The following is a 24,717-nucleotide window of genomic DNA, read 5'->3' as shown; positions in this document are numbered from 1 at the left end:
TAGGATCGGCCACGTGGTCGGGGTCGCGATTCTGTGCGCGGTGCTCGCGGCCGGGTGCAGTGCACTGGGCGCGATGTGGCAGCACGCCGGCGTGCGTGAGCTGCCCGGCCTCAAGCTGAGCTCGGCCCACCAGCTCGTGCGCTCGCGCCGGTGGGTCTCCGGGTTCCTGGTCCTGTTCGCCTGCGCCGTGTTGCAGGTCGTCGCACTGGCGCTGGCCCCGGTCTCGGTGGTCGCGCCGCTGAACGCGCTGGCCATCCCGATCATCGCGGTCGCCGGGGCCCGCCGCTTCACGGGCATGCTCGCCGTCGCGGTGCTGGTGGCGACGGCCGGGATCGTGGTGTTCGTGTCGATCACGGCGGGCGCGGCCGTCCTGACGCAGGTGTCGCCGAACGTGGCGTTGCAGGCGGGTCAGCTCGTGGTCGCGGGTGTGCTGGTGTGCGTGGTGGCCGCGACGTTCACCGCGGACACGGTGCGCGCGTTGTCGCTCTCGATCGGCGCCGGCATCCTGTACGGCCTGGTCGCGGTCCTCGTCCGGGACGTCACCACGGCGTTGCCGGTGATCGAGTGGTTCTCGCTCGGCGGGCTGGCGATCGCGTTCCTGACCGGCGCCTGGTTCATCCAGCTCGGCTACGCCGCGGGCCCGCCCGACCTGGTCGTGGCCGGGCAGACCGTGGTCAACCCGATCGTGGCCGCGTGGATCGGCATCACGCTGCTCGGCGAGGGCACCGGCATGAGCGCGCTGTCGCAGGCGGGCCTGGTGATCAGCGCCGTGGCCGCCGTCTCCGGCACCGTCGTGCTGGCCTACTACCACCGCGCCAGGGTGGACGCCTGACCTTCGTCGTCACGGGTGGCGGCGGAGCACCGGGCGGGCACGTCGTCGCGACACTGCCGGGCGCGCGGTCGGAACTGCCGCCGGTGCTCGTGCCGTTGAGGGCACGGGGGCGACGTACCGCGCCCACCACGCGGGCGGGAGCCTCAGCCCTGGCCACGCGGTGGGCGCACGCACGTTCGCCGACCATCTCAACGGATGGATGCGGGCCTGAGGTCCGTCCAGTTCTCCTCGACGTACGCCAGGCACGCCTCGCGGCTCTCCTCGCCGAACACCTTGGTCCACCCGGCGGGCACGTCCGCGAACGTCGGCCACAGCGAGTGCTGCTGTTCCTCGTTGACCAGCACGAAGAATCGGCCCTGCGGGTCCTCGAACGGGTTGGTCATGACGGTCCTTCCTCGGTGGAGCTACTGGACGGCGTGGAGCGTGAACTCGGAGTGGTGCCGGGCGACGCGGCGCAGCACCGAGTCGAGGATCTCGCCGACGCGCACGGCGGTGTTGGACAGCAGCGACGAGGTGATGCCGTGCGTGTGCTCGGTGCCGCCCTGCAGGTAGATGCCGCCGCGCAGGCCGTCGTCGGTGACGACGCGGTAGTCGCGGGTGACCTGCAGACGGCCTCGTTCGTCCCGCGCGCAGTGGCCGGCGAGGTCGCCGAGCAGGCGGACGGGGTTCGCGGGGCGGTAGCCGGTGGCGTAGACGATCACGTCGGCGTCGATCGGCAGACGGCTGCCGTCGGCGAGCGACTCGACCACGCACTTGCCGTCGGTGGTGACGCCGGTGAGGCGAGAGGTGTTGTGCAGCAACAACCTCTGCCTGCCGACGACCTTCTCGCGGTAGACCCGGCGGTAGAGCTCCTCGATCAGGTCGCCGTCGACCACGCCGTAGTTGGTGTTGGCGTGGTAGCCCATGAGCTTGGCCTTGACCTCTTCCGGCGCGGCGTAGAAGTCGTCCACGGCGGCGGGGTCGAAGATGCGGTTCGCGAACGAGCTGTCGTCGGCGGGGCTGTAGCCGTAGCGGGCGAAGACGCCGTGCACCTCGGCCCCGGGGAAGCGGTCGTGGAAGAACGCGACGGCCTCGGCGGCGCTCTGACCGGCGCCGACCACGACGACCTGGCGCGGGTCCTTCAGCGTGTCGACGCGGGTGAGCAGGTCCTTGTTGTGCCAGATGCGGTCGCCGGCCTCGATGCCGTCGGGCAGGTTCGCCTCGAGGCCGGTAGCGAGCACCAGGTTGCGCGTCCGGACGTCTTGGTCCCCGGCCGTGAACTCGAAGCCCTCGGCGCAGGTGCGGACCTGGGAGACCTCCACGCCGTACGACACGTGGTGCCCGACCCTGGCCGCGGCCCACTCGAAGTAGTCGTGGAACTCCTTGCGCAACGGGAAGAGGTTCTTGTGGTTGACGAAGTCGATCAACCGGCCGCGGTCGCGCAGGTAGCAGAGGAAGCTGAACCCGCTGGTGGGGTTGCGCAGCGTGACGAGGTCCTTGAGGAACGACACCTGCATCGTGGCGTCCTCGAGCAGCATGCCGCGGTGCCAGCCGAAGCGCTGCTGCCGTTCGAAGAAGCGGGCTCTGACGGGTAGTGCGTGCTCCTCCACGGCGATCGCGAGAGCGAGGTTGGACGGCCCGAAGCCGATTCCGGCCAGGTCTAACACCGGTTCCATCGCGATCCTCTCCAAGCACTCCCAGCAGCGTAAAGTAACCCTAACTTAACTAAGGCATACCTTAGCTAGTGCATTCGGACGTGATCCACGTCGCTGGATCGCGAGAACGCCCGTGCGCGAGTGCCGCTCCACCGGGGTTCGAGGCGTGAAGATGGAACCGGCCCGGCCGTTGTGAGGGCGCGGAGACCACGACGGCCGGGCCGGAGATCAGGCAACTCTAGGCGCGTGACCTGGTGATGAGGTCGCGGTACCACTGCGCGCTCTGCTTCAACGTGCGTTGCTGCGTCTCGTAGTCGACCCGCACGATGCCGAACCGCTTGCCGTACCCGTAGCCCCACTCGAAGTTGTCCATCAGCGACCACGCGAGATACCCGCGCACGTCCGCACCGGCCCGTACGGCGGCGGCCACGGCACCGATGTGCGACCGCAGGTACTCGACGCGGTCGGCGTCGGCGACGTAGCCGTCCTCGACGTCGAGGTCGTCGAACGCGGCGCCGTTCTCGGTGATCACCATCGGCAGGCCGTAGTCCTGCTGCAGGCGCACCAGCAACGACGTGAAGCCCTCTGGCACGATCTCCCAGCCCATCGCGGTGACCGGCAGGCCCTGCGGCACCACCTCGGTCACCGCCGGGTCGTCGGTCGCGCGGTGCACGTGCGAGGTGTAGTAGTTCACGCCGAGGACGTCGATGGGTGTCGAGATGATGTCCAGGTCGCCGGACCGGGCCGGGATCTCGGCACCGCGCGCGGCGATGTCGGCCAGCACGTCCTCGGGATAACGCCCGTGCACCAACGGGTCCAGGTAGATCCGGCTGCCCAGGCCGTCGGCGCGCCGCGCCGCGTCGAGGTCGCGCGGGTCGTCCGACGCGGCGGAGTGCGTGCCCAGGTTCAGCGTGATGCCGAGCGACGCCACGCCGCGCGAGCGCAGTTCCTGGGCGGCCAGGCCGTGGGCCAGCAGCAGGTGGTGCGTGGCGCGCATGGCCTCGGCGAAGTTCGTGCGGCCCGGGGCGTGCCTGCCGGTGTCGTAGCCGAGCATCGCCGAGCACCACGGCTCGTTCAGCGTCGTCCATGTCGGCACGCGGTCGCCCAGCGCGTCGTGCACGAGGCCCGCGAACTCGGCGAAGCGGTAGGCGGTGTCGCGGTGCGGCCAGCCGCCCGCGTCCTCGAGCTCCTGCGGCAGGTCCCAGTGGTAGAGCGTGAGCCAGGGGTCGACGCCCTTGCCCAGCAGCTCGTCCACGAGCCGGGAGTAGAAGTCGACGCCCCTGGCGTTCACCGGGCCGCGGCCGCCGGGCTGGATGCGCGGCCACGACACGGAGAACCGGTACTTGTCGACGCCGAGCCGCGCGATCATCGCCACGTCGGACGGCATCCGGTGGTAGTGGTCGCAGGCCACGTCGCCGTTCTCCCCGTTCACGACGGCGCCGGGACGACGGGAGAAGGTGTCCCAGATGGACAGCGTTCTGCCGTCCTCGTCAAACGCGCCCTCGATCTGGTACGCCGAGGTCGCGACGCCCCAGAAGAAGTCGGCCGGTAGACCCGCGAGAGGATCAGACGCTGTCACTTCAGACACGCACGTCCTCCAACCAGCACGCCACCCGGCGCTGCTCCTCGACGTTCTCGAGCGACGGCATCCGCTCACCGCACACGTCCATGGCGGACGGGCAGCGCGGGTGGAACGGGCACCCGGACGGCATCGAGCGCAGGTCCGGCGGCGAGCCCGGGATGCCCTTCAGCTCACGCCGGGGACCGCGCAACGCCGGGAACGAGCCCAGCAAACCCTTGCTGTACGGATGCTTGGCGGCCCGGTAGATCTCACTGGCCGGTGCCTCCTCGACCACGCGCCCGCCGTACATGATCGCGATCCGGTCGGAGAACTCGACCAGCAGCGAGATGTCGTGGGTGATGAAGACGACCGAGAAGCCGAGCGTCTCGCGCAGCCGCATCATCTGGCCGAGGATCTGGCGCTGCACCACCACGTCCAGTGCGGTGGTCGGCTCGTCCATGATCACGATCTCGGGTTCCAGCGCGAGCGCCATGGCGATCATCACGCGCTGCCGCATGCCGCCGGAGAGCTGGTGCGGGTAGGCCGAGAGCCGGTCGGTCGGGATGCCGACCAGGCCCAGCAGCTCGCGGGCCCTGGCGACGCGCTCCGGCTTCTTCATCTGCGGCCGGTGGGTGCGCAGGACGTCGTCGAGCTGCGTGGCGACCGAGAGGACCGGGTTCAGGGCGTTCATCGCGCCCTGGAACACGATCGAGACCTCACTCCAGCGCAGGACCTGCAGTTCCTTGTCGCTCAGGGACAGGAGGTCCTTGCCCTTGAAGAGCACCTGACCGGTCGGCGTGTGCCCCGGCGGTTGCAGCAACCGGGTCGCGGCGTAGGCCAGCGTCGACTTGCCGCTGCCCGACTCTCCCGCGAGCCCGAGCACCTCGCCCTTGTTCAGCGTCAGCGAGACGTTGTGCACGGCGCGCAGGCTGCCGTAGTCGACCGAGAGATCGCGGATCTCCAGCACCGGGCTCATGCGCGCACCTTCCGCAGCCGGGGATTCGCGTACTCGTCGATCCCGAAGTTGATCAGCGCCAGCGCCGTGCCCAGCAACGCGATGCACAGGCCGGCGGGGACGAACCACCACCACGCGCCCAGGCCGAGCGCCTGGTTGCTCTGCGCCCAGAACAGGATCGTGCCCCAGTTCCAGGTCGACAGCGAGATCACGCCGACGAACGACAGGGTGATCTGCAGCATGACCGCGAAGATCACCGTGCCGACGAAGCCGGAGCCGATGACGGCCAGCAGGTTCGGCAGCACCTCGAACACGATGATGCGCCACGTGCGTTCACCGGACGCCCGCGCGGCCTCCACGAAGTCCCTGCGCCGCAACGACATCGTCTGGGCGCGCAGGATGCGCGCACCCCACGCCCAGGCCGTCAGCGAGATCACCGCGGCGATCAGCACGGTGTCCGCCGAGGGCAGCATCGAGGCCACGATGATGATCAGCGGTAGCGCCGGGATCACCAGGAAGACGTTGGACAGCATGGACAACGCCTCGTCGGCCGCGCCGCCGAGGAACCCGGCGGTCACCCCGACGAGGATCGACAGGAAGGTCGCGAGCACACCGCAGACCAGCCCGACGACCATCACTCCCCTGGTGCCCACGAGCACCTGGGAGAAGATGTCCTGCCCGGTCATGGTCGTGCCGAACCAGTGCGACCCGGACGGCGGCGACAGCAGGTCGTCGCTCATCGCGGACGGGTCGTACGGCGCGATCCACTCGCCGACCACCGCGATCAGCGTGAAGAAGGCCAGGATGCCCAGGCCCAGCTTGGTCTTGAAGTTCACCCCTCAGCCCTCCTTCCGGGTGCGCGGGTCCAGCAGCAGGTAGCCGATGTCCGCGAGCAGGTTCGCCACCAGCACCGCCAGCGTGATCACCAGGAACACGCCCTGCATCAACGGGTAGTCCTTGCCGCCGATGCCCTGGAACAGCACGTAGCCGAGGCCCGGGTAGGAGAACACCATCTCGACCAGCAGGGCGCCGCCGACGATGAAGCCCAGCGACAGCGCGAAACCCGAGATCGACGGCAGCACGGCGTTGCGCGCGGCGTAGGCGAACATGATCCGCTTCTGGGTGAGGCCCTTGGCCCGTGCGACGAGCACGTAGTCCTCGGCCGTCACGGTCACCATCATGTTGCGCATGCCGAGGATCCAGCCGGCCACCGAGCTCACGATGATCGTGACGCCGGGCAGGATCGCGTGCTCCAGCACGCTGCCGATGAACTCGCCGGAGAACTCCGGCACGAGCCCCGGCGCGTACCCGCCGGCGGCCGGCAGCAGCGGCCACGTCACGGAGAACAGCGAGATCGCGATCAGCCCGAGCCAGAAGTACGGGATCGACGAGAGGAACGTCGTGACCGGGATGAGGTTGTCCATCCACGACCCGCGCTTCCAGCCCGCGTAGACGCCCAGCAGGGTGCCGAGGAGGAACGCGATGATCGTGGTGACGCCGACGAGACCGAGCGTCCACGGCATCGACTGCGCGAGCACGTCCGCGACCGGGGTCGGGAAGAACGTGAACGACAGCCCGAGGTCGCCGCGGAACAGCGAGCCCCAGTACTCGAGGTACTGCTCCCAGATCGACTTGTTCTCGTCGAGTCCGAAGAGGACGTACAGCGACGCCATCGCGTCGCTGTTGAGCCGGCCACCGAGCTTGGTGATCATGGCCTGCACCGGGTCGCCCGGAAGCAGGCGCGGCAGCAGGAAGTTCACCGTGATGGCCGCCCACAGGGTCACCAAGTAGAACAGTGCACGGCGGAGCAGGAACGTCATGCCGCGGCCTCCGCGTACAACCAGCACGCCGCCCAGTGCCCGTACGAGTCGACCTCGACGCGCGGGGGCGCCTCGGTCCAGCACCGCTCCTGCACCTTCGGGCAGCGCGGCGCGAACGGGCAGCCGGTCGAGACCTGCGTCGACTCCACGGCCGGTGCGTCGAGTGCGACGACCGCCCGTTCGGGGTCCGGCGCCGACTCGATCAGCAGCTGCGTGTACGGGTGCGCGGGCCGTTGCGTCACGGTCTCGCTGTCGCCGCCCTCGACGATCTGCCCGCCGTACATCACGAACGTCTCGTCGGCGAAGTAGCGCGCCGACGCGATGTCGTGGGTGATGTAGAGGACGGCGAGCTTGAGCCGTTCCTTGAGGTCCAGCAACAGGTTCAGCACGCCGAGCCGGATGGAGACGTCCAACATGGACACCGGCTCGTCGGCGAGCAGCACCTCTGGGTTCGCGGCGAGCGCGCGGGCGATCGCCACGCGCTGCCGCTGCCCGCCCGACAGCTCGTGCGGGTAGCGCGAGGCGAAGTCGGCGGGCAGGTTCACCCTCTCGAGCAACTCCTCCACCGTCTCCGTCCGCCGGTGGATCTTGAGCGGCCGGGTCAGGTGGTAGCGGATCGTGTGGATCGGGTTGAGCGATGCGAAGGGGTCCTGGAACACCATCTGGACCTTGCGCCGGTAGTCCCGGACCTTCCGCACCTTCTCGCCGTCCAGCAGGATCTCGCCGGAGGTGGGGTCCACGAGCCGCGCGAGCAGCTTCGCCACCGTCGACTTGCCTGAGCCGGATTCGCCGACGAGGGCGGTCACGCGCCCGCGGCGCAGGACGATGGAGACGTCCTGCACCGCACGCACGCGCTTGTAGGTCTTGACCAGACCCTTCGCTTCAAGCGCGACTTCGTTCATTTTCCTAGGACCCCGCGGGCTTCAGCTTCATGACGATCTGCAGAGCGTTCGGCAGGGTCGCCTGCGGCGGACCGTACGGGTCCTCCTCGGAAGGCCAGCCGACCCAGTTCTTCGTGCTGTACTCCGCGCCGATCGGGCCGGCGGAGGTCGGGATCATCGGCACCTGCTCGACCATGATCTTCTGCAGCACCGCGAGGGCCTTGGCCCGCGCCGCGTCGTCGGCCGCGTTCGCGTACTCGGCCAGCGCCGCCGTCGCCTCGGGGTTGTTGTAGCGGCCGAAGTTCACCGCAGCCGTCTGCCCCATCGGCTTGATCTCCGCGCCGTCCATGATGTTCTGGTACATCTCGTACGGCGTGGCACCGGTGTTGGTCCAGCGCAGCGAGCCCTGGAACGCGCCGTTGGCGAAGTCGGTCGTCCACGCGTCCGCGGTCTGCGTGCGCACGGTCGCCTCGATGCCGATCTTCTTCAGGTCGCCCTTGATGATGTCGAGCACGGTCAGGTAGTCCGACCAGCCGGACGGGTTCGTGAGCTCGATCGTGACGGGCTTGCCGTCGGGAGCCTGCAGCACGTCGCCCGCGTACTTGAAGCCGGCGGCGGTGAGCTTGGCCTTCGCGCCCTCGACGTCGATCTTGAACTTCGCGTCCTTGTACTCCGGCGCGAGGAACGAGTCACCGGCGGGCAGCGGCATGCCGGTCTTCGACTCGAGCTTCGGGAACAGGCGGGCCTCACCCTTGACGAAGATCGCCTCGCGGTCGATCACGTCGGACATCGCCGAGCGCAGCGCGGCGTTGTCGAACGGCGCGACGGTCGTGTTCAGCCAGAGGCCGTGGATGCCGAGACCGGCGGGGAACCAGAGCTTGTGGTTCGCCGGGTCCTTGTCGACGTAGAGCTTCTGGTAGTCCGGGATGAAGACGTACGACCACTGGCTCGCGCCCGACGCCAGCGCGGTGGTCTGCGCCGTGTTGTCGTTGTACGAGGTGTACTGGATCTCCGGGACCTTGGGCAGTTCCTGCCAGTACTCCGCGCGCCGCGCGATCGTGACGGTCTGCGAGGTGAACGACTTCAGCTCGTACGGGCCGGTGCCGACGGGCTTCGGGTTCGTGTAGGTCGTCGGGTCCGGGACGGTGCTCCAGATGTGCTGCGGGATCACCATCGCGCTGATGACCTTGTTGCGGTTCACGAACTGCGGGCTCGCGAACGAGACCTCGACCTTGCCGTCCGGCGTGGCCGTGGCGGTCTCGACCTTGAGCGAGTCGCGGTTGTTGAGCGCGGGCCACTTCTTCAGGATCTCGTACGAGAACGCGACGTCGGCGGCCGTGAGCGGCTTGCCGTCGGACCACTTCACGTTCTCCCGGATCGTGAAGGTGACCTTCTTGTAGTCGGGGGCCCAGTCCCACTTGGTCGCGAGCCACGGCACCGGGTCCTGGGCCGGGCGCGTGTTGTTCACGAACGCCAGCGGCTCGTAGATCTGGTACCGGTACCCCAGCGAACCCGCCGCCGACGTGGGCAGGAACGGGTTGTGGTTCTCGGTCAGCGGCCCGTTGGGCATGCCGACGGTCAGCACGCCGGTGGCCTTCGAGGCACCACCGGAGGAGCAACCTGTCACCGCGAGCGCCAAAGCCAGCGCGACGATGATTGTTCTGCGCATGGGGGAATCTCCCGATACGGAGCATGAGAGCGCTCTCTCATGCGTACGGCGAACTCGCCAGGCCGCATCCGGTGGCCTGGCGGGTCCGTTTCAGTTGTGGTGGAGCGGGGTGTGTCAGGGCGCGGATTCGCGCACGATCAACGAGGTCGGCAGCACCAGCGGGTGGTCGGGCATGGGCTGTCCCTCGAGCGTGGAGAGCAGCATCCGCGCGGCGGCGGCACCCATCTCCTGCAGCGGCTGGCGGATCGTCGTCAGCCGGGGTTCGGTGTGTCCCGCGACCGGGACGTCGTCGAAGCCCACCACGGAGACGTCGTCGGGGACGCTCCGGCCGGACTCCCTCAGTGCCCGCAGCACGCCGACCGCCGAGAGGTCGTTCTGCGCGAACACGGCGTCGAACGGGATTCCGCTCGCGACGAGCTTGTCGACGGCGACTTCACCACCCTCCGTGGTGAAGTCGCCGTCGACGACGAGGTCCGGGTGCAGCGTCAGGCCCGCTTCCGCCAAAGCGAGCCGGAACCCGTCCAGCCTCGCCTGAGTGCACCCGAAGTGCGGTGGTCCGGTGACGACGGCGAACCTGCGGCGGCCTGCCGCGACGAGATGCCTCGCGACATCTGCGCCTCCCTGCCGGTTCGTCGTCGTCACCGAAGGGAACTCCGGGTGCGAGCCGCGGTCGTCGATCATGACGACCGGCAGGCCCGCCCGGTAGAGCGTGGAGATGTAGTGCAGCGCGTCCGGCGGCTCGACGACCAGCAGGCCGTCGAAAGCGTTGGCGGAGACGTGGTTCGCGAACTGGTTGAGCGACTCGGGACCCCGGTTGAGGGTGTAGAGCAGCAGCCCGTAGCCGTCCGCTTCGAGGGTGTCGACGATGCCCTGCAGCACCTCGCCCATCCACGGCCAGGTGAGCGACGGCGCGAGCATCGCGACCGTGCGGGTCCGGCCCCTGGCCAGACCGACGGCGCGGGCGCTGGGGACGTAGCCGATCTCGTCGATCACCTTGCGCACGCGTTGCGCGGTCGAGGCGTCCACGTCCGGCTTGCCGTTCAGCACACGTGACACGGTCGCTTTGGACACCTGGGCGCGTTGGGCGACCTCTGCGATCGTGACACGCATGCCGAACTTCCTTCCGCCGCCTCCTGGAACCGGTTCCGTAACCGGTTCCGACGAGGTGTGACGGAGTCAACAGCGTGAGGTGAGCTTTAGTCAAGACTCTTGCCGGAAGTTCGTGAGAGCGTTTCCACAGTTTGGTGCATCGATGCAGGTAGGACACCATCGGGTGACTTGAATTGAGACACCTTGATCGATTCGTCCTTCCGTGTTTCACTCCGCCGTTCGGCGTATCCCCTGCGTCTCAACAGTTCGTGCATGATGGCGGGCATGGGGGTTGTTACAGCGGTGTGCCGCAACGAGGAGTACACGTTCACGAAGCCGTCACGGGAGAGCATCACACTGCTCGCCGGTCTCGGCGTCGAAGGTGATGTCCACCAGGGCGTGACGGTGAAGCACCGGTCGCGCGTGGCCCAGGACCCGACCCAGCCCAACCTGCGTCAGGTGCACCTGATGCACGCCGAGCTCTTCGACGAGCTGGCGGAGAAGGGCTACGCGGTGGAGCCCGGCCAGATCGGCGAGAACGTCACGACGCGCGGCATCGACCTGCTCGGCCTGCCGACGGGAACGGTGCTGCGCCTGGGTGCCGAGGCCGTGGTCGAGGTGACCGGGCTGCGCAACCCGTGCGTGCAGATCGACGACTTCGCGAGCGGCCTGCTCAAGGAGGTCGTCGGCCGTGGCGCGGACGGCGAACTCGTCCGGCGCGCGGGGATCATGTCGATCGTGCTCGTCGGTGGCGTCGTGCGGCCCGGTGACGAGATCCGGGTGGAGCTGCCGGCGCAGCCGCACCGTCCGCTGGAGAAGGTCTAGTGGCGCGCCTCGGAACGTTGGCGAGGTAATCCACGCCCAGCAGGGCGCCTCCCGGCACCGCCCCCACGCCCTCGTACCACCAGTACGAGGACGTGGGGGCGGCACCACGATGCACCCGTCTGACCGCGAATTCCCCCGGCAACGTTCCGAGCCACACCACTAGCCGGGTCTAGTCGTTGCCGAAGTGGTCGTCGAGGATGACCGAGATGGTCCGGGGCGCCTCGACGACCGCGAGGTGCGCCGCGTCGCCGACGACGTAGAGCTCCGAGTCGGGGAGTTCGTCGTTGATCTGCCGGACGAGTTCGGTCGGTGTCGCGTGGTCCTGCGCGGCGGCGATCACCACGGTCGGCGCGTCGATCTTGGCGAGGTCCGGCCGCAGGTCCATGTCGCGCACGCCCTCGACGCACGCGAGGTACGTCGGCAGGTCGACCTTCAGCAGGTCGGCGCGGAAGGCGTCGACGACGTCGGGCGGGCACAGCGGCGTGAACCAGCGTTCGACGACCCGGTCCGCCACCGCCGCCATGCCTCCGGCGCGCAGCCGCGTGATCCGGTCGTCGAGCCGCGCCTTGTCCGGCACGTGCGCGGTGGTGCACAGCAGCGCGAGCTTCGAGACGCGGTCGGTGTGCGCGGCGAGCCACATGCCGACCATGCCTCCGAGCGACACACCGCAGTAGTGCACCTGGCGCAACTCCAGGTGGTCCAACAGTTCCAGCACGTCCCGCGCGAGGTCCTCGATCGCGCACGGACCGGGTACGGCGGGGGTCAGGCCGTGGCCGCGGTGGTCGAAGCGCAGCAGCCGGAACGGCAGGGAGAAGTCGCGCCACAGTCCGGTCGTCGTGCCGAGCGCGTTGCCGAGCACCAGCACCGGCGCGTCCTCCGGCCCGGTCAGCGTGTGGTGCGCGAGCACGGCGTCACCTCCTCGCAAGGCCCCGACAACCGCGAGTCTGCCTGGGCTTTTGCCCGCACGCACGATGAACCGCGTTCACACCTCCCACGCCGTGGACAACCACCGGCCTGGCCCCCGCCGAAACACCGTTACGGGTAGCAGAATGGTGACCTGCCGCAGTCGCCGACCTCACCGGGAAGCCGATGAACTCCGTTGCCCCGTTCGCCCACGAAGCCCTGTTCTACCGCGACGAGGACGCGTTCCTCTCCGGTACGGCCGGATTCGTGGCGGACGGCGTCGACTGCGGCGAGCCGGTGCTGGTGGCGGTGCCGGAGGCGAGCATCGGCCCGTTGCGCGAACGGCTCGGCGGCCGGGCGGACGAGGTCCACTTCATCGACATGACGGAGGCGGGCCGCAACCCCGGCCGGATCATCCCGGGCGTGCTGATGGCGTTCAGCGCGAGCACGCAACGGCGGTTCCGGATGGTCGGCGAGCCGATGTGGCCGGGCCGCACCGCGCTCGAGTACCCGGCGTGCGTGCAGCACGAGGCGTTGATCAACACCGCGTTCGAGGGCAGGCCGGGCGTCATCCTCTGCCCGTACGACGCCTCCGCGCTGGCGGGGCACGTGCTGGAGGACGCGCGGCGCACGCACCCCGTGGTGATCGACGGCGAGCGGCGGGTGGCGAGCGAGTGGTACACCGACCCGTCCGGGCTCGCCGACATCTACAACGTGCCGCTGCCCCCGCCGCCTCCGGACGCCGAGGAGCACCCGTTCACCGTCGGCACGCTCGCGCACCTGCGGCAGCTGGTGGCGCGGCACGCGCACTGGTTGCGGCGAGTGCAGGTCGACGACCTGGTGCTGGCGGTCAACGAACTCGCGACCAACAGCATCCTGCACGCGTCGGGCCGCGGAGTGCTGCGGATGTGGCGCGAGGGCGGCACCGCGGTCTGCGAGGTGAGCGACTCCGGCTCCGGTTTCCCGCCGTCGTTCACGGGTCTCTCCGGCTTCGGGATCGTGATGGTGAACCTGCTGTGTGACCTGGTTCGCACCCACACGAGTCACAGCGGTACCACCGTTCGAGTGTACTTGGGGCGGTAGGGAGTCACCGCCATCTCATCGCAATGCGCCTGACACGCGGACCTGTTTTCCTTGCACAGCTATGACAGACCACCTCTCCCCTCTCGACATCGCTTTCCTCGCAATGGAGGGCGACACCAATCCGTTGCACCTCGGCGCGGTCGCGACCTTCGCACCGTCCACTCCGGTGCATCCGGCCCGCATCGCCGCCGTCCTCTGCGAACGGGCGCAAGAGATCCCGCGCCTGCGGCAGCGCGCGCGGTCCTCGTTGCTCGGCGGTGCGCGCTGGGTGGAGGACCCCGGTTTCGCGCCTGAGGACCACGTGTTCACGCACCACGTGCGCGGCCGCGACCGCTTCACCACGCTGGTGTCGCACCTCATGGCGCAGCCGCTCGACCTGGCGCGCCCGCCGTGGGAGCTGCACGTCGTGACCGGTCTCGCGGGCGGCCGTTTCGCCGTCGTGGCGAAGCTGCACCACTCGTTGTGCGACGGCATGAAGGCCGTTGGCCTGGGAATCCGGCTCTTCGACCCGTCCCGGCTGTCCATTCCGGACGCTGCCGCGCCCGAGCCCCGTTCGCTGCTGCCGTCCCTGCCGTCGCTGCGCGGCATCAAGGACACCCTCGACATCGCGTCGTCGGTCCTGATGAACACCCGCCCGCCGACCCTGAACTCGCCGGTGCTCACCTCGTCCACCCGGCCCCGCCGGGTGGTGATGTCGCGCGTGGATCTTCCGGACGTGCACCGAATCCGCCGCGCCCACGGCGGCACGGTCAACGACGTGATGCTCGCGCTCGTCACAGGTGCCTTGCGCCACTGGCTTTCCGCGCACGGCAGCGCGGGCCCGGACTCCGTCGTCCGCGCCCTGATCCCGGTTAACCAGCGCTCACGTTCCGGCGACGCCGGCTCGGGCAACCAGATCTCGGGCTTCCTCGTATCCCTGCCGGTGGGCGTGGCCGACCCGCTGGAACGCCTGCGCTCGGTGCGCGAGCAGATGGAGTCCGCCAAGGCCGCGGGCCCGGACCGCGGCGCCGGAGCGTTGCCGCTGCTCGCCGACCGCGTGCCGCCGTTCGTGCACCGACTGGCCGCGCCGGTGATGGGCCGCTGCGCTCCCCTGCTGTTCGACACGCTGGTCACGTCGGTGCCGCTGCCGTCCGTGCCGCTGTCCCTGGACGGCGCCGCGCTCTGCGAGCTCTACCCGGTGGCGCCCGTCGCGCCCGGCCACGCCGTGGGCATCGCGCTGTCGGTGTACCGCAACGCCGTGCACGTCTGCCTCAACACCAACCAGTCGTGGATGTCGGACGCCACCTGGCTCGACGGCGTGCTGCGCCGGGAGCTCGCGGCGTTGCAGGAGACCAGGGAGCTGGTGGGTTTGCCGAGGTAGAGGCCCGGGCAAACCTGCTCCATGAGCAACACGCTGGTCCTGGACGTGGACGGAACCCTGGTCGACACCAACTACCACCACACGGTGGCGTGGCTGCGCGCGTTCTCCGACGCGGGCATCACCGTGCCGGGCTGGCAGGTGCACCGGTCCATCGGCATGGGCGGCGACAAGCTGGTCGCCGCGGTGGCCGGCGACCACGTCGAACAAGAACACGGCGATGCCCTGCGCGCCGCGTGGGAACGCCACTTCGACGTCCTGCTCCCCGAGATCCAGCCACTGGAGGGCGCGCACCGGCTGGTCCGCGCGGCCCTGGACCTCGACCTGGCCGTGGTGCTCGCCAGCTCGGGCAAGCGCAAGCACGTCGAGCACTACCTGAAGCTGATCGACCCCGGCGACGTCGCCTGGACGACGTCCGACGACGTGGACGCCAGCAAGCCCGACCCCGACCTGGTCCAGGTGGCGCTGCGGCAGGTGCGGGGGACGCGCGCGGTCGTGGTGGGCGACTCGGTGTGGGACTGCGAGGCGGCCGGGCGGGCCGGGTTGCCGTCGATCGGCCTGCTGACGGGCGGGTTCAGCGAGGACGAGCTGATCGACCGCGGTGCTTCGGCGGTGTACCGGGACCTGGACTCGCTGCGGGCGGAACTCGCGGACCTGCCGTTCGGGCCGGTGGACGACCCGAACGCCTGAGCCCTGTCAGACCTGCCGCCTAGGATCGAAACTGGGGGAACCCGGCGGGCGCGCACGAGTGGTGCGGGCCGGTGTGTGGTGCGGGCCGGTGTGGTGCGGGCCGGTGTGGTGCGGCCGGTGTGGTGCGGCCGGTGTGGTGCGGCCGGTGTGGTGCGGACCGGTGTGGTGCGGACCGGTGCACGGTGCGAGCGTGTGTGGGTGAGCGGTTACGGCTGCGTCGGCGCCATCGACGACGCAGGAGCTTCCGAAGACTCCTTGCGGTTCTTCTTCTCCTTCTTCGTCCTGGTTGAAGAAGGATCCGAGGCGCCCGCCTCCTCCGAAGTCTCCACCGTCGGCGCCGACGACCCCACCCCCGCTCCCGGCTGCGGCACACCAGGCACACCAGGCGCACCGGGGTCGCCGGGGGCCTGCGCCTCTCCGGAACCGGACGACGTCTGCACCACGGTCACCGTCGACTGCGTCACCGTCACGACGTGCGTCCGCGCGTCCGGCACCACGGGCCGGTCCGCCGCCGGCGCTTCGGGCCCGCCGGGGAAGTTGGCCACCACCACGGCCACCGCCGTGGCCGCCACGGCGGCCGCGGCGATCGCCAACCGCTTGCCCCGCCGGGACCTCGGCTCCGGCACGAGCGCTACGACGGGTTCGGTGACGGCGAGCGGCACGGGGACGGCAGCCGCGACCGGGGCGTCCACCAGCAACGCCGGCAACCCGCGACTCGCCTCGAAGGCCGCGTGCAGCGATCGCGCGCACTGGGCGGCGGTGGGCCGCAGCGCCGGATCCATGTCGGTCATCGCGGACAGCAACGAAGACCACGCCAACGGCAGGTCGAGCGGGATCCGGGGTGACCGCGCCAGCCTGGCCAGCGCCGCCTCGGCGTCGCCACCGGGGTACTCGTTCCGCCCGGTCAGGCACTCCAGCAGCACCAGCCCGAGCGAGTACACGTCGGCCGCGGGGCCCACCTCGGCGCCGCGCACCTGCTCCGGCGACAGGTAGCCGGCGGTGCCGACGAGCACGCCCGACGTCGTCACCCTCGTCACCTCGGCGACCAGCGCCAGGCCGAAGTCGGCTAGGTAGGCCTGCTTCTCCTCGTCGTCGAGCAGGATGTTCGACGGCTTGATGTCGCGGTGCACCACGCCGAGGCCGTGCACGTGGTCGAGCACCGCGGCGATCTGCGCGCCGATCCGCGCCACGAAACGCGGCGGCAGGGGTTCGCGCATGCGCTGGCGCAGCGTGCCGCCGGGGATCTCGCGCATCACGTAGTACGGGCGGCGCGAGACGGACCCCGAGGCGTAGACCGGGATGATGCCGGGACAGTCCAGGGCCGTCAGCATCGACGCCTCGCGTTGCAGGCGCAGCTCGTCGTCGGGCAGGCCGGGACCGGTGAAGATCTTCACCGCGACCGAGGACGACGAGGCTCTGTCGTACGCGCGGTAGACCTCGGCCATGCCGCCGGAGCCGAGCAGTGATCCCAGCACGTAGCGGTCGTCGACCACCTCGCCCGTCAGGTCACCGTCCCAGCGCTCGCTCATGGGCCTCCGCTCCGTCGCGTTCCTGCAAACTAACGGGTCGCGTGGAATTCCTGCTACCCGGTCACACCTGACGTTCAGACGACGATCAGTCCGGCTTCGATCTCCCGCACGACCGCCTCGTCGCGTTCCAGCTGGTCAACGTCGGACGTGGCCAGCACTACCGAACCCAACGACGTCCACAGGTCATCGGTACGGGGAACCTGAGATCCTTCGCGGTACGGCAGCGCCGCGCTCTGGTAACTCGGCAAAAGTGAGGCCAGCTCGTCAAAACGCACCGAGTTGCCGAGCTCGCCGGCGGCGGGCGACGACAGGTACACCGACTTCACGTGCTGGCGCTGCAGGTACCTGCCGACGCGGGCGACGCCGTCGACGCGGTGCGCCACCATCCGCGTGATCTGGCTCTCGCCGGTGCCGAGCAGGGTGAGTTCCTGTTGCGACGCACCGGCGAGGCGCGCGCCGATCTCGATCAGCCGCGGTCCGCCGGTGGTCATCATCACCTCGACGTGCGCGGGCCCGTTGCGGACGCCGGTCGCTTCGAGCACCCGGCGGACGTAGGTGAACAGCACCTCGACGACCGGGTCCGACGGCGGCACCAGGGTGTTCGACAGGTAGATGCCGAGCCGGTCGCCGCGGCGCTCCTTCTCGTAGCGCCACACCGAGACCAGCCCGTGCTGCCCGTCGACCGAGTAGGTGTCCACCTCGTACTCGGTGCCCACCGCGAGTTCCTGCACGAGCACCTTGTCGTTGCGGAGGTCCAGCTTGTTAACGCAGCCGAGGATCCGGTGGAACTTCTCCCGCCAGTCGTCACCCGGCATCGCGACGAACACGTCGTCGGTGCCGCCGCTGCACTGCGGCTTCAGCACGATCGGCGCGTTCTCCAGTTCCTCGTGCCGCAGCCAGCAGGCGACCTCGTCCACGTTGTCGGAGCTGATCTGCCGCAGGTGCGGCACCTCGGCGGTGCGCAACGCCACGGCCATCTGCCACTTGTCGCGGCGCGCGGAGGACAACCTCAGCACGTTCGAACGGCCGGGCGCGATCAGTTCCGACAACGTCTCCGCGGCCTCGACGCCGGTCTCGGTGCCGGGCACGACGGCGATCGGGTCGTGCACGGCGAGCTTCGCCGCGAGCTCGTCCAGGTCGTGCAGCACGTGGATCTCACTGAAGTCGTCGGGCGCCCAGGTGAGCCCGCGCGGAGGCTTCTCCGTCGTCAGCACCGCGATCGCCTCGACACCCCGTTGCCGGAACGCCGGTGCGATTCCCCTGCCCGCCGAGTACGGGTCCACGACCACGATGCTGCTCACGCCTGCTCCTACCGTTTGCTCCCCTGACGAACGAGGAACACAACAGCGGAGCCGTGAGCAGCCATTCCTGTCTCGATTGGGTCGAGACGACCATCACTCGAACCGCAACTCCTCCCGGACGGGAGCTGTCACGAGACAGCCAGAGGTCGCCCGCCACACCCGGCCGAGCCGCACCCCGAGGTCCGTGCCGCCGCTGAGGGCCTGCGCCACGAACTGGAGCCCGAGCAGTTCGGCGACGATCTGCTCGGCCGCGTGCCGCACGTTCACCTCCGGCCGCAGCTCACCGCGTTCGCGCGCGAGCGAGAGCAGCTCGCGCACGACGGTGACCCAGCCGATCACCTGCGCGGCCGCCGCGACGTCGAAGAACACCGCCTCCCGCAACAGTTTCGCGCTCACCCGCACGGTCAGGTCGGTCTCGAGCCGGCGGACGAACTCGAACGACATCGAGATCAGCGCCTGGATCGGCGACGGCTCCACGGCGAGCACCTCGTCGCGCAACCGGTGCCACAGCAGCGACTGCTCCTCGATGATCGCGACGCCGAGGGCCTCTTTGGAACGAAAGTGACAGTAGAGCGCGCCTTTCGACACGTCCGCACGCGCACACACGGCGGTGAGGCTGGAGCCCGTGAACCCCTCCCGGTCGAACACCTCGGCCGCGGCACGCAGCAGACGGGTCCTCGTGTGCACGGCTCTCTCGCGCTGGGCGCTCATCCCCCGGTCCGCGCGAGACCGGTCGCGACGGCGGCGGCCAGCGTGTCCGGCAGGTGCCGGTACTGCTCGATCTCCCCGAGGTGCACCGACAGCACGGTGGTGAAGCGTGTCTCCACGGTCTCGCCGGTGGCCTGGACCCGCCACCGCGCCGAGCCGATCACGGCCGCGTCGCCGCCGTCGACGATCACCTGGCGCGCCGAGAGCTGCTCCAGGCCGTAGGTCGCGAAGAGCGTCAGGAACTGGGCCTCGACCTCTCGCCTGCTGCGCGTGCCGAACGCCCACCGGGCACCGTTCGGGTCGGGCGCCTCCCATTCCACGGCCGGCGCGCACAGCCGTGCGATGCCGGGTGCGTCCTGTGCCGCGAGGCGCGCCAGGAACACCTGCACCACTTCGACCGTCGAGAGCATTTCCCCACACTAACAAGGCGTGCGAAAAGCGGGCACGCACACCCCATTGGACCAGTTGTGTTTCCTCCGAACAACCGATCAAGCCATTCCATCGGTGACTGAACTTTCAACGACCGTCGGTATCACCGCAATGCACGGCACGAACTCGGCGACTTTGAGGCACTGTGGACGCCGTACCCCCGTCATCTCGTCGAAACGGAGCAGAACCGTGCTCAAGGCAGTCCCCCAAGCCCACGAGCACCGGGCCACCAGGCCGATCACCGACCTGATTCCCCAGGCACGGCGGGCGCAGGGCCTCACGCAGCGCGAACTCGCCGACCTGTTGTGCGAGATCTCACAAAACGACAGCGTCACTCGTGAAGAAGTGTCGAGGTGGGAACGCGGCAAACGCATTCCGGGCCCCTACTGGCGTGCCTGGATCAGTGCGGCGCTCGACGTGCCACACGCCGAGGTGGACCGAGCGGCGGTAGCCGAACGGCAATACCGGAGGACCAGGACGGAAGTCCGCACCCACCACCGGGTGAATACTTTGTGATGACCGGCGGGCCGTCGCGAGAATTGTCCTGAATTCACTTTCGGCAAGTTCCGGCGAGGCGCTCCCCGCCGCCGGGTTCGGCATCGCGGTCCTCGGCGCCGCCGCTGCCGGACTTCAGCCAGCGGCACGACAGGTTCTCCACAGGCGCCTCACAGGATCCGGCCGCAACCTGAGTCGCATGACGGACAACCACGACCGCGGCCTCCAGTTCGACCTCGCCACGCTCTTCGGGCGCCGGCGGGCGTTGTCGCTGCTCGGCGGCGCAGGCCTCACGCTCGTGGCCTGCGCCCCGTCGACCACGACCACCGGCACCGGCTTCACCACGACCTCGGCCGCCGCCGGTGCGGCGCTGGAGACGATCCCGGAGGAGACCGCCGGCCCGTACCCCGGCGACGGTTCCAACGGCCCGAACGCGCTGACGCAGAGCGGGATCGTGCGCTCGGACATCAGGTCGAGCTTCGGCTCGTCCACCCGCACCGCCGAGGGCGTGCGGCTGACCATCGACCTCACCGTGCAGAAGGAGGACGGCACTCCGTTCGCCGGCGCCGCGATCTACCTTTGGCACTGCGACATGAACGGCGACTACTCGATGTACTCGGACCGCGTGAAGGACGAGAACTTCCTGCGCGGCGTCCAGGAGGCCGACACGTCCGGCAGGCTGAAGTTCGTCAGCGTCTTCCCCGGCGCCTACTCGGGCCGCTGGCCGCACGTCCACTTCGAGGTCTACCCGAGCCTCGACGAGGCCACCAAGGCCGGCAACAAGATCATCACCTCCCAGCTCGCCCTGCCGGAGACGACCTGCAAGGAGGTCTACGGCACCACCGGCTACACGCAGAGCGTCCGGAACATGTCGCGCACCTCGTTGCAGCAGGACATGGTGTTCCGCGACGGCACCGACGAGCAGATGGCCTCGATGTCGGGCGACGTCACGTCCGGCTACACGGCCTCACTGACCTTCGCGGTGCAGGGCTAGCCACAGCTCCGCGCGCAGCCCGGGCGAGGCGAGGGACCTCCGCAACGCCTGTTCGGCCTTGCGGACCCGGTTCTTCAGCGTGTGCCGGTGGATGCCCAGTTCGGTCGCGGCCGGGTCCCAGGCACCGTGGTGACCCAGCCACGTCCTGAGCGTCTCGCGGGTTTCGGCGTCGAGAGGACCGAGCAGCGCGTCCGCGAACCCTTCCGGCACCTCCAGGCTGCCCGCCAGGTCCTCGAACCGGCGCACGCCCGCCTTCTCGGCCTGCCTCGCCTCGCGATAGCCGCGCACCACCTGGCCGGCGTCCACTTCGGACGACGCGTGGCCCGCTGATTCCCTTGCGAGCACCACGATCCGGCCGTCGTGTTCGGCCCAGAAGCCGTCGTCGGGAGGGTCGTCGGTGACGAAGACGCGGAAGCGTTCCGGCAGGCCTTCTACCGGGATCCCGTTGAGCAGCAACCGGAACTGGCCCGCGCGGAGTTCGCGGTGGGCGGCGTCGACGGCGTCGTTGTGGGCGAGGGCGAGGGTGAGCAGGGACGCGGCCGTGTTGACGATGTTCAGGTCGGCGTCGAGCGGCTCGGCGGTGCCGACCGCGAGCACTCCCCTGGCGCGGCCGCCGAGCGCCTGGAGGAACACGCGCCACCCGCCGGCTTCGAAGGCGGCGCTGGCGAGTCCGCCGGACGTGCCCAGGCGGGTGAGTTCCGCCCGCAGCTCAGGCACCTGGCGGACGTTGTGCGCGTGCACCGGCTCCCCCGCCGGGTCGAGCAGCACCACCCAGCCGTTGACCCATTGGCCGAGCCTGCGCACCACCCCGGCGACCCCGTCCCGCACCGCGGCCCTGGTCAACGCCCGCTGCGCCTCGCTCGTGCGGGTCAGCGCGGCGTACTCGTCGGCGGCGAGCGCCTTCGAGACCGCCTTGCTGATCGCGATGAACGGCACCTCGCGCGGTACCTCCACCAGCCCGAGCCCGGCCCGTTCCGCCTGCCGCACCAACTCGGGCGGCACCACGTCGTGGCCCAGCCCGGTGCCGAAGCCGAGTCCGACCACGTCCGCGTGCACCAGGCGTTCGACGTAACCCGGGGTCAGGGCGTTCAGGCCGGTGGTGAGCAGCAGCTCGCCGCCCTCCAGGAACGGCGTGGGGTCGGCCAGCTCGGTGCCGTGCACCCAGCCGACCGGCCGCGACACGTCCCCGGCCAGCACCGGCAGCCCGAGCGTGCGGGCGAGGTCGTGCAGCAAGATCGGCATGTGCCAGTTTGTACATCTGCTGTCTGAAAGATCGCCATTTCAGGCACTGCGGATCGCTCTGACCAGGGCCATGCTGAGTCCATGACCCGACTGCTGTCCAAGCGCCGACTGGTAACCGCCGTCCCCGGCCCGAAGTCGCTGGAGCTCCAGGAGCGGCGCAGGGGCGCCGTCGCCGCCGGCGTCGGTTCCGGCCTGCCCGTCTACATCGACTCCGCCGACGACGGCCTGCTGATCGACGTCGACGGCAACCAGCTGATCGACTTCGGTTCCGGCATCGCCGTCACCGGTGTGGGCAACCCCGCGCCGGCCGTCGCCGAGGCGGTGCACGCGCAGATCGACAGGTTCAGCCACACCTGCTTCATGGTCACGCCGTACGACAGCTACGTCGAGGTGTGCGAGCAGCTCAACGACCTGACGCCGGGCGACCACGAGAAGCGGTCGGTGCTGTTCAACTCCGGTGCCGAAGCCGTCGAGAACGCGGTCAAGATCGCGCGGCACGTCACCGGCAGGCAGGCCGTCGTGGTGTTCGACCACGGCTACCACGGCCGCACGAACCTCACGATGGCGTTGACCGCCAAGAACATGCCGTACAAGCACCGGTTCGGTCCGTTCGCGCCCGAGGTGTACCGGGTGCCGGGGTCGTACCCGCTGCACGACGGGCTCAGCGGCGCCGAGGCGGCGGCCAGGGCGATCGCCGCGATCGAGAAGCAGGTCGGCGCGGACAACACCGCCGCCGTCGTGATCGAGCCGATCCAGGGCGAGGGCGGGTTCATCGACCCCGCCCCCGGTTTCCTGCCCGCGCTCGCGCGGTGGTGCCGCGAGCGGGGCGTGCTGTTCGTGGCCGACGAGATCCAGACGGGCTTCTGCCGCACCGGGGCGTGGTTCGCGCTCGACCACGAGGGCGTGGTGCCGGACCTGATCACCACGGCCAAGGGCATCGCGGGCGGGCTGCCGCTCGCCGCCGTCACCGGGCGCGCCGAGATCATGGACGCCGTGCACGTCGGTGGCCTCGGCGGCACGTACGGCGGCAACCCGGTGGCGTGCGCGGCGGCGCTCGGGTCGTTCCGCACGATGCGCGAACGCGATCTCAACGCCGCCGCCCGGCGCATCGGCGAGACCGCACTGGCCCGGCTGCGGGCGATCGCCGAGAAGACCGACATCATCGCGGACGTCCGCGGCCGCGGCGCGATGCTCGCGGTCGAGTTCACCGAACGCACGCCCGATGTGGCCGCTCGTGTCGCCAAGGCGTGTCACGACCAAGGCGTCGTCGTGCTGACGTGCGGCACCTACGGCAACGTGATCCGCCTGCTGCCCCCGCTGGTCATCCCCGACGACCTGCTCGCCGAAGGTCTCGACGTGCTCGAAGGAGCGTTGCTCGCATGATCGACTTCCACACCTCCGCCGACGTCGAGGCCGCCGTCGCCCGCGCGGCCGCCGTCGCCCCCGAACTGGCCGCGTTGCCGGCCCACCGTCGTGCTTCGGCGCTGGACCACGTGTCGCGACGGCTCTCGGAACGGGCCGAGGAATTCGCCGCCGCCATCAACGCCGACTCCGGCAAGCCGCTGAAGTGGGCGAGGATCGAGGTGACCCGCGCGATCTCCACGTTCCGCTGGGCCTCCGAGGAGGCGCGCCGGTTCTCCGGCGAACTGCAGCGCCTCGACACCGACCCGTCCGCCGAGGGCAGGCTCGCGCTGGTGCGGCGGGTGCCGCGTGGTCCGGTGCTGGGCATCGCGCCGTTCAACTTCCCGCTGAACCTGGTGGCGCACAAGGTCGCGCCGTCGATCGCGGTGGGCGCGCCGATCGTGCTGAAGCCCGCGCCGTCGACGCCGGCCGTCGCGTTCCTGCTCGGCGAGGTGCTGGCGGAGACCGACCTGCCGGACGGGGCGTTCTCGGTCCTGCACCTGTCCAATGAGGACACCGCGCGGCTGGTCGAGGACCCGCGGCTGCCCGTCGTGTCGTTCACCGGCTCCGGCCCGGTCGGCTGGGGCATCAAGGAACGCGTGCCGCGCAAGCACGTGACGCTCGAACTCGGCGGCAACGCGGCGGCGATCGTCGCGCCCGACTGGCAGGACCTCGACTTCGCGGCGCAGCGCATCGCCACGTTCGCGATGTACCAGGCGGGCCAGTCGTGCATCTCGGTGCAGCGCGTGTTCGTGCACACCGACGTGTACGACGCGGTCTCGGAAGCCGTGGTGGCGCACGTGAACAAGCTCGACGTGGCGGCCGACGTGGGCCCGCTGATCAACGACGCGGCGGCGGACCGCGTGCAGGCCTGGGTCGAAGAGGCAGCCGCGACCGTGCTGACGGGCGGGACCCGGGACGGCCGGACTTACGCGCCGACCGTGCTGACCGACGTCGCGGAGGACTCCAAGGTCAACGCCGAGGAGGTGTTCGGACCCGTCGTGACGCTGACCCGGGTCGGCAGCGTCGAGGAGGCGTTCGACCGTGTCAACGCGTCCCGGTACGGGCTGCAGGCCGGTCTGTTCACCACTGATGTGCGGCTTGCTTTCCGTGCCGCGCAACGGCTCCAGGTGGGTGGTGTGATCATCGGCGACGTGCCGTCGTACCGCGCGGACCAGATGCCGTACGGGGGCGTGAAGGAGTCCGGGACGGGCCGCGAGGGCCTGCGGGCGGCGATGGACGACCTCACCGAGCAGCGGGTGCTCGTCCTGACCGGCCTGGAGCTCTGAACCATCGGACGAACGGGTCGCTCTTGACCT

24 protein-coding genes are annotated in these 24,717 nt (G+C 69.9%); 9 read left to right on the top strand and 15 right to left on the bottom strand.

The genetic code is table 11. From position 1 onward, the window contains the following. Window positions 1-13 precede the first annotated feature (13 nt). Complete coding sequence (locus QSK25_RS00420) at window positions 14-832, top strand: DMT family protein (RefSeq protein WP_285630703.1); 819 nt, start codon at window positions 14-16, stop codon at window positions 830-832. A gap of 188 nt (window positions 833-1,020) precedes the next feature. Here QSK25_RS00420 and QSK25_RS00415 read toward each other — a convergent pair whose 3' ends face one another. The 9 genes from QSK25_RS00415 to QSK25_RS00370 form a co-directional block, all read right to left on the bottom strand. Further along, a complete protein-coding gene (locus tag QSK25_RS00415; RefSeq protein WP_285630700.1) occupies window positions 1,021-1,215 on the bottom strand; it encodes an MbtH family protein in 195 nt (64 codons plus the stop codon). Between the two features lie 21 nt (window positions 1,216-1,236). Next, complete coding sequence (locus tag QSK25_RS00410; protein ID WP_285630697.1) at window positions 1,237-2,487, bottom strand: lysine N(6)-hydroxylase/L-ornithine N(5)-oxygenase family protein; 1,251 nt, start codon at window positions 2,485-2,487, stop codon at window positions 1,237-1,239. A gap of 217 nt (window positions 2,488-2,704) precedes the next feature. Then, complete coding sequence (locus QSK25_RS00405; RefSeq protein WP_285632910.1) at window positions 2,705-4,045, bottom strand: GH1 family beta-glucosidase; 1,341 nt, start codon at window positions 4,043-4,045, stop codon at window positions 2,705-2,707. A 1-nt stretch (window position 4,046) separates the two neighbouring features. Continuing rightward, the gene (locus QSK25_RS00400) at window positions 4,047-5,003 is read right to left on the bottom strand and encodes an ABC transporter ATP-binding protein (RefSeq protein ID WP_285630694.1); all 957 of its coding nucleotides are present in this window, start codon (window positions 5,001-5,003) and stop codon (window positions 4,047-4,049) included. After that, window positions 5,000-5,818, bottom strand: coding sequence for an ABC transporter permease (locus QSK25_RS00395; protein ID WP_285630691.1), 819 nt, complete (start codon window positions 5,816-5,818; stop codon window positions 5,000-5,002). Before QSK25_RS00395 ends, QSK25_RS00400 begins: the two co-directional genes overlap by 4 nt. 3 nt (window positions 5,819-5,821) lie before the next feature. Further along, window positions 5,822-6,802, bottom strand: a complete 981-nt coding sequence (locus tag QSK25_RS00390) for an ABC transporter permease (RefSeq protein ID WP_285630688.1) — start codon at window positions 6,800-6,802, stop codon at window positions 5,822-5,824. Continuing rightward, a complete protein-coding gene (locus QSK25_RS45330) occupies window positions 6,799-7,704 on the bottom strand; it encodes an ABC transporter ATP-binding protein (protein ID WP_352235697.1) in 906 nt (301 codons plus the stop codon). The genes QSK25_RS00390 and QSK25_RS45330 overlap by 4 nt, the downstream gene beginning before the upstream one ends. A gap of 4 nt (window positions 7,705-7,708) precedes the next feature. Continuing rightward, window positions 7,709-9,352 (bottom strand): ABC transporter substrate-binding protein, encoded by a 1,644-nt coding sequence (locus QSK25_RS00375; protein ID WP_285630685.1) that lies wholly within the window; start codon window positions 9,350-9,352, stop codon window positions 7,709-7,711. 114 nt (window positions 9,353-9,466) lie between these two features. Then, window positions 9,467-10,462 carry a LacI family DNA-binding transcriptional regulator gene (locus tag QSK25_RS00370; protein WP_285630682.1) on the bottom strand — a complete coding sequence of 332 codons (996 nt, stop codon included), beginning with the start codon at window positions 10,460-10,462 and terminating at the stop codon, window positions 9,467-9,469. Window positions 10,463-10,726: 264 nt separating this feature from the next. On the opposite strand from QSK25_RS00370, the gene QSK25_RS00365 reads away from it, so the two are divergent. Further along, window positions 10,727-11,266 carry an MOSC domain-containing protein gene (locus tag QSK25_RS00365; protein ID WP_285630679.1) on the top strand — a complete coding sequence of 180 codons (540 nt, stop codon included), beginning with the start codon at window positions 10,727-10,729 and terminating at the stop codon, window positions 11,264-11,266. A gap of 169 nt (window positions 11,267-11,435) precedes the next feature. Here QSK25_RS00365 and QSK25_RS00360 read toward each other — a convergent pair whose 3' ends face one another. Then, window positions 11,436-12,173 carry an alpha/beta fold hydrolase gene (locus QSK25_RS00360; protein ID WP_285630676.1) on the bottom strand — a complete coding sequence of 246 codons (738 nt, stop codon included), beginning with the start codon at window positions 12,171-12,173 and terminating at the stop codon, window positions 11,436-11,438. A 182-nt stretch (window positions 12,174-12,355) separates the two neighbouring features. Between QSK25_RS00360 and QSK25_RS00355 the strand changes: the two genes are divergently transcribed. The 3 genes from QSK25_RS00355 (at window position 12,356) to QSK25_RS00345 (ending at window position 15,299) form a co-directional block, all read left to right on the top strand. After that, window positions 12,356-13,252: an anti-sigma factor RsbA family regulatory protein gene (locus QSK25_RS00355; RefSeq protein WP_285630673.1), complete on the top strand. Its 897-nt coding sequence runs from the start codon at window positions 12,356-12,358 to the stop codon at window positions 13,250-13,252. Window positions 13,253-13,313: 61 nt separating this feature from the next. Then, window positions 13,314-14,612 (top strand): wax ester/triacylglycerol synthase family O-acyltransferase, encoded by a 1,299-nt coding sequence (locus tag QSK25_RS00350; protein ID WP_285630670.1) that lies wholly within the window; start codon window positions 13,314-13,316, stop codon window positions 14,610-14,612. A gap of 21 nt (window positions 14,613-14,633) precedes the next feature. Next, window positions 14,634-15,299 (top strand): HAD family hydrolase, encoded by a 666-nt coding sequence (locus tag QSK25_RS00345; RefSeq protein WP_285630667.1) that lies wholly within the window; start codon window positions 14,634-14,636, stop codon window positions 15,297-15,299. Between the two features lie 206 nt (window positions 15,300-15,505). On the opposite strand, the gene QSK25_RS00340 is transcribed toward QSK25_RS00345, so the two are convergent. From QSK25_RS00340 to QSK25_RS00325, 4 genes are all read right to left on the bottom strand, one after another. After that, on the bottom strand, window positions 15,506-16,828 hold the full coding sequence (locus tag QSK25_RS00340; protein WP_285630664.1) for a serine/threonine-protein kinase: 1,323 nt from the start codon (window positions 16,826-16,828) through the stop codon (window positions 15,506-15,508). 74 nt (window positions 16,829-16,902) lie between these two features. Further along, window positions 16,903-18,129: an ATP-grasp domain-containing protein gene (locus tag QSK25_RS00335; protein WP_285630661.1), complete on the bottom strand. Its 1,227-nt coding sequence runs from the start codon at window positions 18,127-18,129 to the stop codon at window positions 16,903-16,905. Between the two features lie 93 nt (window positions 18,130-18,222). Continuing rightward, window positions 18,223-18,840, bottom strand: coding sequence for a ScbR family autoregulator-binding transcription factor (locus tag QSK25_RS00330; RefSeq protein WP_285630658.1), 618 nt, complete (start codon window positions 18,838-18,840; stop codon window positions 18,223-18,225). Beyond that, window positions 18,837-19,247, bottom strand: coding sequence for a nuclear transport factor 2 family protein (locus QSK25_RS00325; RefSeq protein WP_285630655.1), 411 nt, complete (start codon window positions 19,245-19,247; stop codon window positions 18,837-18,839). Before QSK25_RS00325 ends, QSK25_RS00330 begins: the two co-directional genes overlap by 4 nt. 208 nt (window positions 19,248-19,455) lie before the next feature. Here QSK25_RS00325 and QSK25_RS00320 point away from each other — a divergent pair, with 208 nt between their 5' ends. Together QSK25_RS00320 and QSK25_RS00315 are read left to right on the top strand one after the other, a co-directional pair. Continuing rightward, window positions 19,456-19,782 (top strand): helix-turn-helix domain-containing protein, encoded by a 327-nt coding sequence (locus tag QSK25_RS00320; protein WP_285630652.1) that lies wholly within the window; start codon window positions 19,456-19,458, stop codon window positions 19,780-19,782. Window positions 19,783-19,960: 178 nt separating this feature from the next. Beyond that, window positions 19,961-20,755: a dioxygenase family protein gene (locus tag QSK25_RS00315; protein WP_285630647.1), complete on the top strand. Its 795-nt coding sequence runs from the start codon at window positions 19,961-19,963 to the stop codon at window positions 20,753-20,755. On the opposite strand, the gene QSK25_RS00310 is transcribed toward QSK25_RS00315, so the two are convergent. Further along, window positions 20,729-21,997 (bottom strand): PucR family transcriptional regulator, encoded by a 1,269-nt coding sequence (locus tag QSK25_RS00310; RefSeq protein ID WP_285630644.1) that lies wholly within the window; start codon window positions 21,995-21,997, stop codon window positions 20,729-20,731. The genes QSK25_RS00315 and QSK25_RS00310 overlap by 27 nt on opposite strands. 81 nt (window positions 21,998-22,078) lie before the next feature. Between QSK25_RS00310 and gabT the strand changes: the two genes are divergently transcribed. Next, window positions 22,079-23,380, top strand: coding sequence for a 4-aminobutyrate--2-oxoglutarate transaminase (gabT, locus tag QSK25_RS00305; RefSeq protein WP_285630641.1), 1,302 nt, complete (start codon window positions 22,079-22,081; stop codon window positions 23,378-23,380). Next, window positions 23,377-24,687, top strand: a complete 1,311-nt coding sequence (locus QSK25_RS00300) for an aldehyde dehydrogenase family protein (protein WP_285630638.1) — start codon at window positions 23,377-23,379, stop codon at window positions 24,685-24,687. The genes gabT and QSK25_RS00300 overlap by 4 nt, the downstream gene beginning before the upstream one ends. Window positions 24,688-24,717 lie beyond the last annotated feature (30 nt).

Source organism: Lentzea sp. NBRC 102530 (genome assembly GCF_030269365.1).
In the GTDB taxonomy this organism is placed as follows: Bacteria; Actinomycetota; Actinomycetes; order Mycobacteriales; family Pseudonocardiaceae; genus Lentzea.
This window is presented reverse-complemented; position numbering and strand designations above follow the sequence as displayed.